Source organism: Acinetobacter sp. Tr-809, from assembly GCF_011753255.1.
GTDB lineage: Bacteria > Pseudomonadota > Gammaproteobacteria > Pseudomonadales > Moraxellaceae > Acinetobacter.
In genome coordinates this window covers 353,447-369,299 of record NZ_VWVZ01000003.1, presented here as the reverse complement: position 1 = coordinate 369,299, position 15,853 = coordinate 353,447, and the positions used below count along the sequence as shown (strand labels likewise).

At 40.5% G+C, this 15,853-nt stretch carries 13 protein-coding genes; 5 read left to right on the top strand and 8 right to left on the bottom strand.

Going from position 1 to position 15,853, the window contains the following annotated elements; translation table 11 throughout:
- Positions 1-58: 58 nt before the first annotated feature.
- Positions 59-1,000 carry an oxygen-dependent coproporphyrinogen oxidase gene (hemF, locus tag F3J02_RS09095; protein ID WP_167248675.1) on the top strand — a complete coding sequence of 314 codons (942 nt, stop codon included), beginning with the start codon at positions 59-61 and terminating at the stop codon, positions 998-1,000.
- Positions 1,001-1,041: 41 nt separating this feature from the next.
- On the opposite strand, the gene F3J02_RS09090 is transcribed toward hemF, so the two are convergent.
- Complete coding sequence (locus F3J02_RS09090; RefSeq protein ID WP_167248674.1) at positions 1,042-1,497, bottom strand: GNAT family N-acetyltransferase; 456 nt, start codon at positions 1,495-1,497, stop codon at positions 1,042-1,044.
- Positions 1,498-1,610: 113 nt separating this feature from the next.
- Between F3J02_RS09090 and F3J02_RS09085 the strand changes: the two genes are divergently transcribed.
- Positions 1,611-3,092 (top strand): PLP-dependent aminotransferase family protein, encoded by a 1,482-nt coding sequence (locus F3J02_RS09085; protein WP_167248673.1) that lies wholly within the window; start codon positions 1,611-1,613, stop codon positions 3,090-3,092.
- Positions 3,093-3,152: 60 nt separating this feature from the next.
- Positions 3,153-3,941 carry a shikimate dehydrogenase gene (aroE, locus tag F3J02_RS09080; protein WP_167248672.1) on the top strand — a complete coding sequence of 263 codons (789 nt, stop codon included), beginning with the start codon at positions 3,153-3,155 and terminating at the stop codon, positions 3,939-3,941.
- Between the two features lie 64 nt (positions 3,942-4,005).
- On the opposite strand, the gene F3J02_RS09075 is transcribed toward aroE, so the two are convergent.
- On the bottom strand, positions 4,006-6,327 hold the full coding sequence (locus tag F3J02_RS09075; RefSeq protein ID WP_167248671.1) for a hypothetical protein: 2,322 nt from the start codon (positions 6,325-6,327) through the stop codon (positions 4,006-4,008).
- 239 nt (positions 6,328-6,566) lie between these two features.
- On the opposite strand from F3J02_RS09075, the gene F3J02_RS09070 reads away from it, so the two are divergent.
- Positions 6,567-8,390: an acyl-CoA dehydrogenase C-terminal domain-containing protein gene (locus tag F3J02_RS09070; RefSeq protein WP_167248670.1), complete on the top strand. Its 1,824-nt coding sequence runs from the start codon at positions 6,567-6,569 to the stop codon at positions 8,388-8,390.
- A gap of 60 nt (positions 8,391-8,450) precedes the next feature.
- Here the strand turns inward: F3J02_RS09070 and F3J02_RS09065 are convergent, their stop codons facing one another.
- Complete coding sequence (locus F3J02_RS09065; RefSeq protein WP_167248838.1) at positions 8,451-9,122, bottom strand: hypothetical protein; 672 nt, start codon at positions 9,120-9,122, stop codon at positions 8,451-8,453.
- Positions 9,123-9,466: 344 nt separating this feature from the next.
- Here F3J02_RS09065 and F3J02_RS09060 point away from each other — a divergent pair, with 344 nt between their 5' ends.
- Positions 9,467-9,736: a PspC domain-containing protein gene (locus F3J02_RS09060; protein WP_167248669.1), complete on the top strand. Its 270-nt coding sequence runs from the start codon at positions 9,467-9,469 to the stop codon at positions 9,734-9,736.
- A 72-nt stretch (positions 9,737-9,808) separates the two neighbouring features.
- On the opposite strand, the gene F3J02_RS09055 is transcribed toward F3J02_RS09060, so the two are convergent.
- The 5 genes from F3J02_RS09055 to F3J02_RS09035 all read right to left on the bottom strand — a co-directional run bounded on the left by F3J02_RS09055 (position 9,809) and on the right by F3J02_RS09035 (position 15,091).
- Entirely contained in the window at positions 9,809-10,909 is a 1,101-nt protein-coding gene (locus F3J02_RS09055) for an HPP family protein (protein WP_167248668.1), read from the bottom strand.
- A 120-nt stretch (positions 10,910-11,029) separates the two neighbouring features.
- On the bottom strand, positions 11,030-11,446 hold the full coding sequence (locus F3J02_RS09050) for a lysozyme inhibitor LprI family protein (protein WP_167248667.1): 417 nt from the start codon (positions 11,444-11,446) through the stop codon (positions 11,030-11,032).
- Between the two features lie 194 nt (positions 11,447-11,640).
- Positions 11,641-12,906 carry a hypothetical protein gene (locus F3J02_RS09045; protein ID WP_167248666.1) on the bottom strand — a complete coding sequence of 422 codons (1,266 nt, stop codon included), beginning with the start codon at positions 12,904-12,906 and terminating at the stop codon, positions 11,641-11,643.
- Positions 12,907-13,034: 128 nt separating this feature from the next.
- Positions 13,035-13,826, bottom strand: coding sequence for a TIGR03915 family putative DNA repair protein (locus F3J02_RS09040; protein WP_167248665.1), 792 nt, complete (start codon positions 13,824-13,826; stop codon positions 13,035-13,037).
- A 2-nt stretch (positions 13,827-13,828) separates the two neighbouring features.
- Positions 13,829-15,091, bottom strand: a complete 1,263-nt coding sequence (locus F3J02_RS09035; protein ID WP_167248664.1) for a putative DNA modification/repair radical SAM protein — start codon at positions 15,089-15,091, stop codon at positions 13,829-13,831.
- Between the last annotated feature and the right edge of the window lie 762 nt (positions 15,092-15,853).

Sequence of the window (15,853 nt, the reverse complement as noted above, 5' to 3'; positions counted from 1 at the left end):
TTTTATGGGTTTTATGTTTTGATATAAGCAATCCCTAGATCACTTTCAGAGGATCATCATGCAGCATCCAACTTCAGTTGATATTCAACGTGTTCGTGAGTTTTTACTCGATCTACAGGCGCGAATTTGTGCAGGACTAGAGCAACAGGAACGTGCAGGCGGTGGAACCGCTGAGTTTATCATTGATGATTGGCAACGCACCGAAGGTGGTGGTGGTCGCTCACGCGTTTTGCAAAATGGTGAAGTGATTGAAAAAGGTGGAGTCATGTTCTCCCACATCAATATCAGCAAGCTCCCTGCTTCTGCGACTGAACGTCACCCACAAATCGCAGGTGCAAAAGCACAGGCGCTTGGTGTATCACTAGTGATTCATCCAAAAAACCCAAATATCCCGACCTCGCATGCCAATGTCCGCTTATTTGTCGCGGAGCCTGAAGGCCAAGATCCAGTGTGGTGGTTTGGTGGTGGCTTTGACTTAACCCCTTTCTATCCTGATGATCAAGATGTTCTCAACTGGCATCAAACCGCGTATGACTTATGTCAGCCTTTCGGTGAAAATGTTTATGCCGAGCATAAACAATGGTGTGATGATTATTTCTACTTAAAGCATCGTGATGAGCAACGTGGTGTTGGTGGTTTATTCTTTGATGATTTAAATCAATGGGATTTCGAAACCTGCTTTAAATATATGCAAGCGGTGGGTAATGGCTACTTAGCAGCGATCTTGCCGATTTTTGAAAAGCATCGTGAGCAGCCGTATACCGAAGCACAACGCGAGTTCCAATTGTATCGTCGTGGTCGTTATGTCGAATATAACTTGGTTTATGACCGTGGTACTTTGTTTGGCTTACAAACTGGTGGTCGTATTGAATCAATCTTGGTGAGTTTGCCAAATCTGGCAGGTTGGTCGTATCGTCCTGAATGGGATAACGACTCAGCAGAGAAACGTCTCACAGATTATTATTTAAAACCAAGAGATTGGTTAGGTTTGAATACTTAACAATCTAAAAGCCAAAGCAACCATCTGCTTTGGCTTTTTTCTTAATCTAAACGCATCCGATACTCAATAATCCCTGGCTTTTCTGCAATCCAGTCATAAAGTTTCTGTGCATTATGATTCGTTTCCTGCGTATGCCAATATAAGCGATCACACTGATGTTCCCTCGCTTGTTGCTGCACGTATTCGATTAATCGCTTTCCGATCTGCTGCCCTCTTTGCTCTGGCGAAACGAATAAATCTTCTAAATAACAATAGTTATTTTTTGCCCAAGTTGAACGGTGAATAACGTAATGTACAAAACCTAAAAGCTGATCTCCTTGTTTTGCAACCGCACAGTAGACGGGCTCAGTTTGATCAAGAAAACGTTGCCATGTGGTTTGTGTGATGGCACTAGACAGTTCCACCTTGTAAAAATTCTGATAGGCAAGCCAAAAGGGTATCCACTGTTGATAATCATCTTGTTGCACAGGAGCCACTTGGATGTCTTGATGCTGCATGAAATTTTCCTCAAATTTTATAGTCTTGGGAATGAGAGCTCGTAGTGTAGTTTTGATTGTGGATGGTTTATAAGATACAGTTTTGATCTATTTCATAGTACCAGTTACTCAAAATGAAACGTCCTTCTGCTGCACATTTCCCCCATCTCGTCTTAGCACAAGGCAACATTAAAGACGCCTTATACTCAGCCTTACATACCGCCATTCTAGATGGAAGACTGCATGCTGGAACAAAACTTCCATCAAGTCGTGCTTTAGCAGAAATGATGTCTATCTCTCGTAACTCGGTTTTAGCAGCATTAGAACGTTTATTGGATGAAGGTTATCTCATCACTAAACCCAGCTCTGGAACCTATGTTAGTGCAGTCATCCCCGACCAATTGATTCATGCGCAAACCCAAACACCGATTGATCACCTTGTGACGACTGAACATTTGGATATTAATCCAAACCTAGCGCAACATCTTAAAACCTGGCAGTTACAACAAGTATCACAAGAAAAAAGAGTGTTTCACGTGGGTGTTGGATGTGTTGATCTTTTTCCACATTCGCTTTGGGGGAAACTGCTTGGCCGAGCTTGGCGGCAGTCATACCACCAACTGGGGCAAGCGCATGACCCTCGTGGTTACTTGGCTCTACGACAAGGAATTTGCAACTATGTCCGTTCAACACGCGGCTTGAATTGCACAACACAACAAATTTTGATTGTGAACGGAACCCAACAAGCCATTCATTTAACCGCTTTCGCGTTATTGCAGAAGCAGGATCAGGTCTGCATGGATGAACCTGGTTATGATGCAGCTTTATCAGTTTTTCAGAGTTTTGGGGCAAAAACACAACCCATTTTAAGCGATGATGAAGGGATGAATATTCCAGACATCATTCAAAATCACGCACAAAGTAAATTGATTTATACAACACCCTCACATCATTTCCCATTAGGCGGTACACTGAGTTTAAAACGCCGCCTAATGCTGCTGGAGTGGGCTGCGCAACAGCAAAAGTGGATTTTTGAAGATGACTATAATAGTGAGTTTCGTTACGGCTCTCGTGCTATTCAAGCCTTACAAGGATTAGACCATCAGCAACGTGTGATTTACTCAGGAACATTTTCCAAAATGATGTTTCCAGAGTTTCGCTTAGGTTTTATGGTGATACCAGAGGCATTAATCGAACTATTTAGTCTTGCAAAGAAGCAGATCGACAGCCAATGTTCTTATTTAGAACAGGTTGCTTTAAGTCTCTTTATCCAAGAGGGTCACTACGCACGGCATGTCCGCAAAATCCGTAAAGCATGTTATGAACGTCAACAGGTATTGATTTGCGCGATTCAAACCTATCTCGCCGATATTTTAACAATTCAGTCTACAGACTCTGGCATTCATTTACTCTGTTGGTTAAATCCAAATTGGACAGAACAACAATTTATTGCTTACTGCTTAAAGGTTGATTTAGCGGTTCAACCCCTTTCTCGGTATTGCCAAACCGACTCTTCCCCAAGCGCTGTTCTGTTTGGTTATGCGGCTCATCAACCTGATGAAATTTGGCGCAATATTCAAAAGCTGGCTGAAGCCATCAAAGTATCCATGATCTGATTGCGATCAGATCAATAACTTTATACACTTCAGCTATTTTCTTTGGCTGACATCTGCGCAATGACCAAACAATTTGCTGTTATTGGAAATCCGATTGAACAATCCCGTTCACCTGAACTTCACCATGCCTTTGCAGCAAAAACTGGAGTCGATCTCAACTATAAAAAAATCCTTGCACCACTAGATGGCTTCGAAAGTGCTGTAAAAGATTTCTTTGCACACAACGGCATCGGCATGAATGTAACCGTACCTTTTAAAGAACAAGCCTTTGCCCTTTGCGACCAACTGACTGAACGTGCCAAGATCGCCAAAGCCGCCAATACCTTATGGATGCAGGATGGCAAACTATATGGTGATAATACCGATGGTCAAGGCTTGGTTGCAGCGATTCAGGCTTTAGGCTGGGAACTTAAAGAGAGTCGTATTTTAATTTTAGGGGCTGGCGGTGCAACCCGTGGTGTGATCTACCCTTTAGTACAGGCAGGTGCAAAGCAGATTGTGATTGCCAACCGTACTCTCGCCCGTGCTGAGCAGTTGCTTGCAGATTTAGAAGATGCGGTTCCGCAAGCTGAGCTAAAAGCCATTGGCTTAGATCAATTGACAGGTGAATTTGATGTTGTGATTAATGCGACATCCGCAAGTTTAACTGGAGATACACTACAACTGTCTGAAAGTTTAGTATTCCATCACGCTTATGAAATGGCTTATGGCAAGCCATCTAGCTTTCTGGATCAGGCCAAACAACGGCAAATCCCGTCTACAGATGGTTTCGGTATGCTAGTCGGTCAAGCGATTGAAGCTTTTTCCATTTGGAATGGCGTCAAACCAGAACTGAAAGATTTTTTATAATTATTTCAAAATCATATAAAAAAAGAACCTGCATTTTGCAGGCTCTTTTTTAAGATACAACTGATTACTTAACCGCTAGCATCTTCTGATACACCTCTTTAAAAATCTCATAATCAATAAATTCGTTATGCTCGATTTTTAAAGACTGAATTGATTTTTCAGACAGTTTACTCTTACGAGCATCCACATACACTTGCCCTAAGATGTTTGCCGTTTGCGCAAGCAAGACTTTTTCCTCGCTTGAAGCACCATTCTCTTGCTCAAACTGAATTTGATATTGCTTGGCAAATAATTGCTGTGGCTGCTTATATTGTGCTTGCAGCTTTTTCCACGCTTGACGATCTTTATCACCGCGCATGGCATCAAGTACAATACGATTCACCGCTTGCCCCAATTTGTCATCAAATTGGTCTTCATTTTCAAGATGATGTTTCTTTTGCAAAGCTTCAATGCTTTGCAGGGCTTTTCCTTCAGGGTTATAAACTTCCTCATCGGCATACCAATATGCATAGACACTGGCAATTTCTTGCAACTCTTGACTCGAATAACGTTGCACAATTTGCGGTGTACTTTCCGTCAGTTTCGCAATGAATACTGCTTTATAGGTTTGCTCATAAGTCTGCGTTGCATCATAACGTTGCTCTGCAATCACTTGGAGCTGATCATCCAAAGACAACGTATAAGGTTCTGCTGAACGCTCTTGAACGCCTGCTTGACCTAATTTCTCAGAGAAGCTATTTACCGCTTGTTCCAGCATCGATCCCTTACTTGCTTCAGACCAACTCTTTGCGCGTTTCAACTGTGCCTGATCAATTGGGGTGGCTTTGCCATAATTTGAAATCAACATATCTGCTTTGACACTAAAACGAGACTTCAATTCAGATAAGCCATAATTCAGATCATAATCGAGTTTGACCGCACGCCCTTGAGCATCCAAGCCGACATCCATGGTAAATGGATTACGTTTATCTACAGGCGGTAAGGCTTTTTCAATATCAGCTTGATGCTTGATCCAAAGTGCCTTGAATGCCTGATCATTAATAAACTGATTTTGGTCATAAGCTGCAAACTGCTTTTCTACAGTCTGTAATTTTCCAATATAACTCAAGAAACTTGATTCGGCCTTTTGCTCACCAAATACATCGATATCATAAATGCTCTGGCAATATTGAACATCACCATAGGTTGTTTTCGATGTTTTTTGCAGTGCTGTACATTGTTCCTCGGTTAAACCCGCCTGTTGGTCTTCGACCGTGGCATCAACCGTACTATCTGTAGCAGCCTCGGCATAGGCTCTCTGCGCTGCTTGTGTTACATCTTCCGCTGCATCCGCGCTCTCATCGGCATAATCTTCTTCGGCATCTTCAACACCGAAATGTTTATTCACCAAACGATAGAGTTCCTGACTCACTACGCTCGCATCTTCAGCCGAATCTTTTTTATCTAATAATGAAGCCGCTTTTCCTGACTTAGATGAACTTGCAGCATCAACCTCGTTGGCAATCAGCTTCTCAAGATTCTCTTCTTTAATATTGAGAACACTTTGCATGAAGTACTTTTCATTGACTTTGCTATACAAATTGGCTTGTAAAATCAGTTCTTCAATTGAGCTTTTTAAACGAATTTTCTCTACCACACCTGCCGTCTGATCAGCAGAGGTAAGAGACAAAGCTTGGATATTATTTTGATCTGCAAGACGATAATAGACCGCGCCAGAAGCTTTTACATATTCAGCAAATTTTTTGTAATCGACTTGTTTGAACATATCTTGATATTTGGAAAAATCTAAATAAGCCAGATTATTTTGGCTGTCTTTATTGACCAAATATGGCATCAAAGCAAAGTAATTGATGTAAAACTTATAGTTATTTAAATCCAATACCATCGGCACTTTGGCTTGTACCAATAAAGTTGGTTTTTCATAACGTGCAGTTAAGTTAAACGAACCCATTTTCTGACGATAATGCACTGAACCATCATATTCAAACTGCATATCATTCAGTACATTGGCCACGATTTGGGTGAATTTATCAACTTTAGATTGGCCATAGCTTTTTTGTTCTTGTGCAAGCGCAACATACAACGCCTGTTTTTGTTTACTATTTAAATTGACCTTTTGATCTCGTAAATATTGATCCACCTTTTGCTTGAGCGCTGCATCTAAAGGTGCATTGTCTACTTTGCCATTTGCATTATTTTGCTGTGGTTCAACATGAATATTAAATTTGCCACGGTAATCATAGCTTGGATATTCATACATCGCATTAATACTATTGATTGCTTTCTGTTCCAGATTAGCCGACGCTGAATTGGTTTTAATGACATGCTGTGAACATGCAGAAAGACTTAGACCCATTAAGCATAAAGTTAAATATTTTATACGCATAGCTTTACCAAACACCTTTATATCATTATATTTTCAAGTATAAAATTGAGTACTTTTCACGTTTAACATCAGTTTTGAGACCAATAGAAAAGTGATTTTTTTACAAATCTCCCTTTTAGGAAATTCGCTTTTCTGACATTCTTTTCCCTAGTGGTTATCAATGTATTTTTATCACCATTGTGAATAATCAAAGTATCGAAACAGATAATCCAAAATGATTCAAATACAGGATTAAGATTATGCCAGCTTATAAAGCCCCGCTCCGTGACATTCGTTTCTTAATGAACGAAATGTTAGATTATCCAGCACATTACCAAACTTTGACAAGTGGTCAAAATGCGGATGCTGAAACGGTTGATATGATTCTTGAAGGTGCAGCAGATTATTGCGAAAACGTACTTTCTCCGCTCAATCAATCAGGTGATGAAGAAGGTTGTACCTTTAACAACGGCGAAGTGACAACACCAAAAGGCTTTAAAGAAGCGTATGACCAGTTCGTAATGGGTGGCTGGCAAGGTCTTTCTTATCCAGAAGAGTTTGGTGGTCAAGGCCTACCAATGTCTTTAAACCTGATCAAATCTGAAATGATGGGAACGGCGAACTGGTCATTCACCATGTATCCAGGTTTAAGTACTGGCTGTATGAATACGATCATGCAGTTTGGTACGGACGAGCAAAAAAATACTTATATGCCTAAATTGGTTGAAGGTACTTGGTCAGGCACAATGTGCTTAACTGAACCTCAATGCGGTACTGACTTAGGTCAAGTAAAAACCAAGGCAGAACCTACTGCTGATGGTACTTACAAAATTTCTGGTACGAAAATCTTCATCTCTGCAGGTGAGCACGATTTAACCGAAAACATTATTCACATTGTATTGGCTCGTCTTCCAGATGCACCAGCAGGCACCCGTGGTATTTCTTTATTCATCGTACCTAAATTCATCCCAACTGCGGATGGTGGCGTAGGTGAGCGTAATACTGTTTCTTGTGGTTCAATCGAACACAAGATGGGGATCAAAGCATCTGCAACCGCAGTTCTTAACTTTGACAACGCAACAGGTTACCTGATCGGTGAAATCAACAAAGGTTTACACGCGATGTTTACCTTTATGAACACTGCGCGTATCGGTACAGCAGTTCAGGGCATTGCACATGCTGAACTTTCTTTCCAAGGTGCTTTACCTTATGCGAAAGACCGTATGTCTATGCGTGCCCTTTCTGGTAAAAAAGAACCTGAGCGTGTAGGTGATGCGATTATTCACCATGCTGATGTTCGTCGTATGTTGTTAACGCAAAAAGCAATTGCTGAAGGCGGCCGTTCAATGATCTATCATGCGGCTAAACTTGCAGACAAAATGACAGATGCATTAGTAAGTGGCGATCAAGCAGCTTATGAAGCTTATGATGACAAACTTGGTTTCTATACGCCTATTCTGAAAGGTTTCTTAACTGAGCTTGGCTTAGAAGCTGCAAACCACGGTATGCAAGTTTATGGCGGTCATGGCTATATCCGTGAATGGGGTATGGAACAAATCGCACGTGATGCGCGTATCTCAACCTTGTATGAAGGTACAACTGGGATTCAAGCACTGGACTTAATTGGTCGTAAAGTTCTTTTAAGTTCAAAAGGTAAAGTTGTTCGTGACTATACTGCTGAAATCTTGAAGTTCTGTGCTGCACATGCACGTAACAAGTACTTGCGTCGTTTTGCGTGGGACTTAACTAAGCTTTGTGCACAATGGAATACATTAACTGTTCGCATCATGCTTGCTGCACGTAAAGACCGTGACATCGTTTCTTCAGCTTCGGTTGATTTCTTGATGTTCTCTGGTTATGTGATGATGGCTTACTTCTGGGCACAACAAGCAGTGATTGCATCTGAGAAATTAGAAGCAGGTGACGGAATCGAAACACCTGAATTCTATAAAGCAAAAATCAAAGTTGCAGACTTCTACTTCGACCGTTTATTGCCACGTGCACAAGGTCATGCAGAATCTATGGTATCAACCTCTCGTACTTTGACTTCACTTGCACCTGAACACTTCAGTTTCGATTACTAATCGAAACTGCAATAAAAAAGAGCGCTTTAAGCGCTCTTTTTTATTTTCAATACAGGCTATTTATTCAACTTTCTTAAATACATAAGCTTGTTCTGGAAATGGATACTCTTTAAAGAACTTACGGTTACGCCCATTATCTCCATTCCAGATCTTATCCAAATCCATCACCAAGTCTTGGCTCGGACTCACTTGATAATACAAGTTAACATCCGCTGCATCACAACGAATCATAATTTCATTCAGTTCTTTATGCACATGCCACTGTACTTGCTTACAGGTCTGCTCAATCTTGGCAATATTACGTGACGGATCTGAACCAAGGCGGCTAAAACTGGTATTGGTCCAGAACACAGAGCCATCATCCATTAAATTCAGGATATATTCCGCTTCTTTCTCGTTATTGACGCAGCCCGCAAAAGCATCGCTACACGGGATACGCGCATGATAACGGCCAGCATATACCAAATCGGCTGCTGAAGGTTTACTCAAATTATGTTTACGATCCGCAGAATACGGCAATGTTGCTTGACCAGCCACTTGGGTCAGCGATACCCCTTGCGCATCAGATGCAACTGACTCCTGTTCATCGGCCAGTACTTCACTTGCATTACGACTCGATTGCGTCTGGGCTTGTTGTTTCATTGGCTCGGGATGATGGCTATCACAAGCACTCAAGCCAAGACTCAATAAAACTCCTACACTCACATACTGTAAGAATAACCTGAACTGCATATTCATAAATCTCTAACATCAATATCGTTATCGCGTGCTTTTCACAGACAGACCCCGAACTTCGGAAAATATAGGGATCATTGCCATGTTCGTCTATTCCCCAAATGGGTAATAGCCAATGCGATAGGATTGAAATAGCAAATTGACAAAGCAGTATGCTTTAATTCGGTGCATTTTAGGCGATACTGTTGGTTTTTCCATCAACGATTTACACAACTTAACTAATCTCCCATCTGTTTAAACTTTAAAAAAAGTAGTTTGACCCTATTTCATAATTAACAGCAGCTCGAACTGACATTATTTATTTTTTACTGCTGTTTCATTAATTTAAGGAGACAAACTCGATGGCCAACTCTGGTTTATATCGCTCAAACCAACAAAGCATGATCGCTGGTGTAATGGGCGGTATTGCGGAACGATTTGGTTGGAACGCAAATTTATTACGTCTAATCTTTTTCGTGATCTCGATCATGAGTGCTGCCTTCCCGGGTATTTTGGTGTATCTGATTTTATGGCTGGTGATTCCAAAACAGCAGCAAGCGCGTGTTGACCATGTGCAAGGTTATTCACAACCAGTAAAAACAGTCTATGAAGACCAAGGCATAAAACGTTAATTTTCAGTTACCTTTTTGGTCGCTACGGTTGAAATTACCCCTAATCCAACCGTAGCTTTTTTTTATCTAAATTCAGAGCTGTCGATTAAGCTGTTGTTGCAAAGCTGCAATCATATCGGCACGACTGATAATGCCGATGAGACGATGTTCCTCAACCACTGGAATATAGTTAAATGATTTCTCAACAAAATACGGCACCAAATCCTGAATAGGTTGTAACGGACTCACGGTCACAACCTTATGACTCATAATTTGTCTAACATAATGCTGCCATGAATTACGTGGATCTGTTGCACCCTTGAACCACTCCACCACTTCATATAATGCCAATGTCCCAATCAAATGATCTTCTGCATTGACGACAGGTAAACTCATTAAATTCACCGCTTTGAACTTATCTAGAGCCTGATGAATGTCATCATGTTCATGCAGTTTAATTACATCACGACTCATAATATCCTGACACACGAATGCGTTAATCAAGCGCTGGTTTGCATACGATTGTGCTTCTAAAATAATTTTTTCTAAATCGTACTGACTAATATCCAATAGCTCTGTGTGATGCTCTAAAGCATATTCAATATCTTTCGGTTGAATCGAGACTTTCTGGGTGGGTGTCGGATCTTTAGATCGCTCATTTACATGTGCAGTGATCGGATAATGGCGACCAATCAAACGATTAAAAAAGACGGCAAACACAAGCAATAAAATCGAATTAAGCAGGACTGGATACAAGATAAAATGAAAACCTAAACGGTGTACAGCATCACCTCCTAAAACAGCAGTAATCGCGACTGCTCCACTCGGTGGGTGCAAGGAATCAGTTGTCATCATCACAAAAATTGCCAATCCCACAGCAACGCTAAAAGCACTGGTCAGATCAGGCAGATATTGCGTACAGACCACACCAATAAATCCTGCCAAGGTATTTCCAACAATGACATTCCAAGGCTGCGCCAACGGACTGTTTGGCAATGCAAATAGCAGCACAGAAGATGCGCCCATTGGTGCGATATACCATGCGTTCATGCCACCTAAGACATACCAGCTAATCAAGGAAGAAATCGCCAAACCACACAAAGCTCCGAGACCAGAGAACATCCTCTCTTTTAATGGCAGGACTTTATAATTCGGTTTTAGAAAATTTAGCCAGTCTGATTGGGTCAAGCTCACAATGCACCTTGCTGGATTCGCGTGGTTCTACTCGATGCAGAAGTATACGCCTACTCAAGCTTAAGGTGTATTTAAATTACAGTTTTAAATCATGACTACCTTTATTCAAAGAAAATCCTATCAATTCAAATATTCTTTTAGCTGCTCCAATCGTTCTGCATATTTTTGCATCGGGCAGAACTCATACATCGGTGAGCCGATATAAGCACCTGCATTGCGGCACTCTTGATCCACAAAATTTTTCCAGAGCTGCTGCGATTTCATAATGTCGTTGTAACGTTCTGGCTGCTTATATTGCTTGCTCTGAATTTTAATTTGATCCAGTAATTGTACGATCTGCTTGGCATAGCGTGTTTTTGTTCTGGTACTACAGATTTCTACAACTGCATTATTGATGTTACCCAACTTTAATTCTTGAATGGTTTCATCCACACATTGGCTATAGGGGTCTGTGGTTTTATCCTGTGCTTTGGCAAAAGCATGAGCACTCAAACACGTCATTACAAACAATACAACTGTGAACATTAATTTAGTCATGGTTCTGCTCTTTGTTCTAATCATCTTTTAGCCATCGTCATCAAGAAATATACCGACCTATTTTTAAAACTTTTTGGTAGATAAACTTTTGCCTTCTTCTTGTTATAAAACCATACAACAATGGATCAAAACATTATAGATATTTATTAAGCAAAAGCAGCCCAATATATGGACTGCTTATTGAGTTGATAATTTTAAGAAGCTTTTGCGACACCCAGCCAAGTAAAGGTCGTTGGTACATCATTGAGCTGAATGGTTTGCTTGATTTTTAGATTGCTTAAATCCAGCTCTACAATGGTTTTTGCTTGTGTATCATTAATAAAAACGGTATCTGCTGCTGCATTAACCGCTAGACGGCTTTTTGCAAGTTCTGTCGCATTGACGTTAGCAATCGCTTTGATTTGCCCAAGACGTTTCCAGTTTTGACTATCAATCACATGTACCACACCAGCGCTATCCAGAATCGCTAAATGACGACCTGAACTGTCGACTACTTGTTGTAAACGCTTAACTGGCGTCGTTGTATCAGCTTCTTTCGCACCTAAAGACCAGTCTAAGCTTGTGGCATTAAGATTCTTAGGATCGACAATGAATAAGGCATGCGTTCCTGTTGCAAAGGCTGCAAATTTCTCTAACTTTTCATGTCCTGCAATCGTGGTAATCCGTTGGTCAATAAGTACCTTCTTGTCTGTAAATTGGTTAGCTTTCTGCTCTACCACCAACACACCATCTTCGCATCCAAAAGCCGCATATTGCTGAACCGATGCCGCCCCATGCAAGCGGTTACATGCATTTTTAAGGGTTTGTTCTTCGTGAAAATGATCGCCATGTAATTCATAACTTTTAACGAGACTTAGCGTCTCTGCATCTTTAGGCAGATAAGTACTCAATACATAGCCGCCACGTGGTTCTGCGACACCATGATGTTTTTTTGGCAACTTTTGCGTTGAAATGGCCTGCTTTTCAATTGCGGCATCATTAAACACATCAAATTTAGAAACTTCAGTATCACTACCGTCGTAGAACAGAGCTGCTAAACCATTAAAGCCACGATAATGTGCTGGCGTTGCGCCTTTAAGCTGAAATGCCAATAGATTGGGGGCATTACGTTGTAAGACACCATTTTTATTAAATATTCCACTATCTGCAAACTGTACCACCCCTTCATTTCGACTCAACATCACGGCATAACGGGATTGAGGACTACTATACATCGCAGACGGAGCCGAACTCAGTGCTGTTGTATTAATAAGCTTTTGCTCTTTTAGATCATAAATACTCAGTAAGGGTCGTACCATATCTGAATTAGCAATTACCAAGCGACCTTGATCACTTTGTGCTGGTTGCTCTGGTTTTGGTGTAACAGCGGAAGTTGAATCTGATGAATCCCCTCCACATGCTGACAGCAGCAGACTACTCAATAATGCGCCAAGCAGATAATGATGTTTTATGCGCTTCACTCTGATTTTCCTTATTGGATGAATAATTTTGATGTATTGATACGTTATAACATAACAATAACAAGTTATTCACCTTTTTTTAAGCTTTGTTTGAGTGAGAGGTGTTTTAAAGATAATCAGAACGCTTGCTAAACACATTTTTCATTGAGATAACGCCAATAACGTTTCGGCAGATATTGCACATGTAATTTGATATTTTGACGTGCTTTAATATTGATACTATTAAAATAATCTTTCCAAAGCTGATCGAATAAAATTTCCTGCTCATCAAGCTGCAACTGGAAGCTTTGACTGCCGCCATTTTGGAGATTGCGATCAATCTCATTTGCATCCATATAAACTTCATGGACATCGAGCAGATCATAATAGAGTCCATATTTGCGTTGCTCATCATAAATCAACCAACGTTGATCCTGATAACGACGTCTAAAATGCGGCTGAATCAAAGGCAGTACATTAAAATCGGGACGAACTAAACTCAAAAACAGCCCATCTGTGGTTTTCTTAAATCGTACAAAAGCCTCCATCCGATGCTTTTCACGCCCTACCTTTTTGGTCCATTGAGAAATTGCCAACACACTCGAATGTAAATAATCTTTTTCTATAGAATGCGGCTGCTGAAATACATAAATACAGTAGTTAAATAAATGCTGGTAGGCATCAAGTGACTCAGATAAAGACGCAAAATAAATCTGCTTCAAAGCTGCTTTAGACAGTTTTTGTTGTAAAGCAGACCAAACCCGTTGGGCATGCTGCTCATGACTCGAAACCTCAATGACTTCAGAAAACAAGCCATGTTGTGCCTCATCCAATAAACCAAGCTGAACCTGAAACTCTTTAAACTGAAAGGCACGAAATACACAGCTCAGCAGACCCGCCATTGAACCATCAAAATAATAGCTCAGTTGCTCATTCAACATTGTTAAAACCCTAAACTCAACTGAGGTGAAAGCGGCTTGATATATTTGGACGAGCCTTGGGTTAAAATCTGCTGACGAATAAAATTAGAGGAAAGTTCTTTCTGAAAGCGAGGACTGTCTTCACAACGAATAAAATACTGCGCACGAGAATAAGCCACACCTAACTGCTTTAATAAATCGACATGAATTTTGCCAAAACGACGTGCCTGTACAATTTTCTTGGCTGATTTCACCCCAATGCCAGGCACGCGTAAAATCATAAAGTAGTCAGCTCGATTTAAATCCACAGGAAAATGCTCTGGATGTCGCAATGCCCAACTGAGTTTCGGGTCGACATCCAAATCCAAATGTGGGAAACGTTCATTGACGATTTCATTGACCTGAAAGCCATAAAAACGCATCAACCAATCACTCTGATAAAGTCGATTTTCTCGTAGCAACGGTGGTGCAGAACCGACTGCAGGTAGATAATTATTTTCAGTATTAATCGGGATATAGCCTGAGAAATAGACCCGCTTTAATTTAAATTCTTTATAGTGACGATCAGCCATAAACAGCACATCTTGATCCGTTTCCTGATGCGCTCCCACCACCATCTGTGTGGTCTGCCCTGCGGGAACATATTTCGGCACATGCTTGATAATCTGGCGTTCATCTTTAAGTTGAATCAAGCGATCTCGAACCAGCCCCAAATCTTTTTGTACCTCTTGATGCGACTTTTCAGGTGCAAAGGTTTTAAGTCCAACTTCTGTAGGCATTTCCAGATTGATACTCATCCGATCAGCATACAGACCCGCCTCATGAATCAATTCAGGTGAAGCTCCGGGAATAGTTTTAAGATGAATATAACCGTTAAAATTCTCTTCCAAACGAAGTTTTTTCACCACTTGCAACATGCGCTCCATAGTGTGGTCGGCTGACTTGAAAATACCTGAGCTCAGAAACAGCCCTTCAATATAATTACGTCGATAGAAATTAATGGTCAGGTCAACCACTTCCTGTACAGTAAATGCAGCCCGTTTCACATCATTGGAACGGCGCGACACGCAATAGGCGCAATCAAAAATACAAACATTGCTGAACAGGATTTTCAGCAAAGAAACACAGCGTCCATCTTCAGTGTAGCTATGACAAATCCCTGCCCGACTGGCATCACCAAGACCTTTGTCTTTATTTTTACGGTCACTACCACTGGAAGAACAGGACACATCATATTTGGCAGCGTCCGCTAAAATTTGCAGCTTTTCACGAATGCGATCAGACATTTCAAACGACCTGAAGAACAGAGAATATCGTTTTAAAATTAGCATTTCAAAGTTGTGAAATTAAGAGCATGCAAGATGCAATACGTCACGAAGTGACGTATAGTTGTGGATCGAAGATGTGTTATTATCAAAAAATAAGATAATTCAATACAATAGGTTAGCCGACTCAACAACCTAAATATAAGCAATTGAAATAAATATAGATTTAAACCAGCATGAAACTCATACTTCAAAAACTTGCTCAACCATTCACTCAAAAACTTATTGTTAATAAAGTACAAATTCGACGCTGTTTGATTCAAACACCTTTGTATGCTGGTATTCCTATCTATTTTATATTGGTCATTTTTTTTGCGCCTAATGATCACTTTTCCATAGAAATATTCAAAGTATTCTATGAGATATTCTTGGTTGTCCTATACATTGCATTGATCTATTTCATTTTCGTTTTTCTTCCTACCTATTTCTTTCAAGTATTATTGCAAAGATACCAAGCACTGCATTTCTTTTCGATCATTGCATATGCCCTCTTGTTTACGATGATTGTCCCGAGCTTGATCATCATTTTAAATACAGCCCAAATCAATATTGTCCCATTCAGATTCTTTGTTATTCTCTGCTTTTTCTCTCTTACATTTGCCGTGACGAATTGGATTCTATTACTCAGAACAGTAAATAAATCTAAAACATGTTCAAAGCTGAAATTCCCCAACTAGCCTTTGCCACTCCTCTACAAAATCCTTATACTTAACCACAATTTTT

Bases quoted from the DNA above. Each gene is read 5' to 3' on its own strand.
- hemF (WP_167248675.1), top strand. From the start codon at position 59: ATGCAGCATCCAACTTCAGTTGATATTCAACGTGTTCGTGAGTTTTTA.
- F3J02_RS09090 (WP_167248674.1), bottom strand. From the start codon at position 1,497: ATGCAGCATCAAGACATCCAAGTGGCTCCTGTGCAACAAGATGATTAT.
- F3J02_RS09085 (WP_167248673.1), top strand. From the start codon at position 1,611: ATGAAACGTCCTTCTGCTGCACATTTCCCCCATCTCGTCTTAGCACAA.
- aroE (WP_167248672.1), top strand. From the start codon at position 3,153: ATGACCAAACAATTTGCTGTTATTGGAAATCCGATTGAACAATCCCGT.
- F3J02_RS09075 (WP_167248671.1), bottom strand. From the start codon at position 6,327: ATGCGTATAAAATATTTAACTTTATGCTTAATGGGTCTAAGTCTTTCT.
- F3J02_RS09070 (WP_167248670.1), top strand. From the start codon at position 6,567: ATGCCAGCTTATAAAGCCCCGCTCCGTGACATTCGTTTCTTAATGAAC.
- F3J02_RS09065 (WP_167248838.1), bottom strand. From the start codon at position 9,122: ATGCAGTTCAGGTTATTCTTACAGTATGTGAGTGTAGGAGTTTTATTG.
- F3J02_RS09060 (WP_167248669.1), top strand. From the start codon at position 9,467: ATGGCCAACTCTGGTTTATATCGCTCAAACCAACAAAGCATGATCGCT.
- F3J02_RS09050 (WP_167248667.1), bottom strand. From the start codon at position 11,446: ATGACTAAATTAATGTTCACAGTTGTATTGTTTGTAATGACGTGTTTG.
- F3J02_RS09040 (WP_167248665.1), bottom strand. From the start codon at position 13,826: ATGTTGAATGAGCAACTGAGCTATTATTTTGATGGTTCAATGGCGGGT.
- F3J02_RS09035 (WP_167248664.1), bottom strand. From the start codon at position 15,091: ATGTCTGATCGCATTCGTGAAAAGCTGCAAATTTTAGCGGACGCTGCC.